This window comes from Acinetobacter sp. Q186-3, assembly GCF_013420655.1.
GTDB lineage: Bacteria > Pseudomonadota > Gammaproteobacteria > Pseudomonadales > Moraxellaceae > Acinetobacter > Acinetobacter indicus.
The window spans coordinates 1-1,180 of the sequence record NZ_VOXS01000052.1; the positions used below are offsets into that span (position 1 = coordinate 1).

At 35.8% G+C, this 1,180-nt stretch carries 1 protein-coding gene; it reads left to right on the forward strand.

All coding sequences use genetic code 11. The features are described 5' to 3' along the window. Positions 1–71 precede the first annotated feature (71 nt). Positions 72–1,162 (forward strand): IS4-like element ISAba1 family transposase gene (locus tag FTT64_RS14330; protein ID WP_085940648.1). Its coding sequence is split into 2 segments (ribosomal slippage): positions 72–612 and positions 612–1,162, totalling 1,092 coding nucleotides; the frame shifts between segments, so codons are not numbered across the junction. Positions 1,163–1,180 lie beyond the last annotated feature (18 nt).

Consider the following 1,180-nt stretch of genomic DNA (forward strand, 5'->3'; position numbering starts at 1 on the left):
CTCTGTACACGACAAAAATAGATAACTCATTGAAATAATGTCACAATAATTGTTTTCTAACGACGAATACTATGACACATCTCAATGAGTTATATCTTATCTTAAACAAATCTCTAAAATGGAACAAGTCACATTTAAAGTGCTTTGCGCTCATCATGCTTGTGATTATTTTAAAGCAAACATGTAATCTTTCTTCTGCATCTAAAGCCTTGCCCATCAAGTGTTTACCACAATCATTTTATCGACGTATGCAGCGCTTCTTTGCAGGTCAGTATTTTGATTATCGTCAAATTTCTCAGTTGATTTTCAATATGTTTTCATTCGACCAAGTGCAACTGACTTTAGATAGAACCAATTGGAAATGGGGAAAACGAAATATTAATATCCTGATGCTCGCAATCGTTTATCGTGGAATAGCGATACCTATCCTTTGGACATTGCTTAATAAACGTGGAAATTCAGATACGAAAGAGCGTATTGCTTTGATTCAACGCTTTATAGCCATTTTTGGTAAAGACCGTATTGTGAATGTGTTCGCAGACAGAGAGTTTATCGGTGAGCAGTGGTTTACATGGTTAATTGAACAAGACATCAACTTCTGCATTCGTGTTAAAAAAACTTCATTGTCACCAATCATTTAGGAAAGAATCATAAAATTAGTGATTTATTTCGCCATCTTAAAGTTGGTCAAATTGAATGTCGTAAACGACGGATTTTGGTTGGTCGGGTGAAACTATATATAAGTGCACTACAGTTAGAAAATGGAGAGCTTTTACTCGTCGTTTCTCCTCAGTTTAATGCCAATGCTATTCAGGATTATGCATTACGCTGGGAAATTGAAACCTTATTCAGTTGTCTCAAAGGACGCGGGTTTAATCTTGAAAATACGCGCTTGACAGACCCTAGACGAGTGAAAAAATTGATTGCGGTGTTAGCTATAAGCTTCTGTTGGTGTTACTTAACGGGTGAATGGCAACATAATCAAAAAAAAGCGATAAAAATAAAGAAGCATGGACGACTCTCAATGAGTTTATTTCGCTATGGTTTAGACTATGTTCAAATGGCGATTCAGCGTTTAATTGGTTTTGGGAAAAAAGAAGAGTTTAAGGAAATTTTGGCAATTTTAAGAAAGCAGAATCCTGATAGGATAAGGGTTCTGTGAAATTTGTCGTGTACAGAG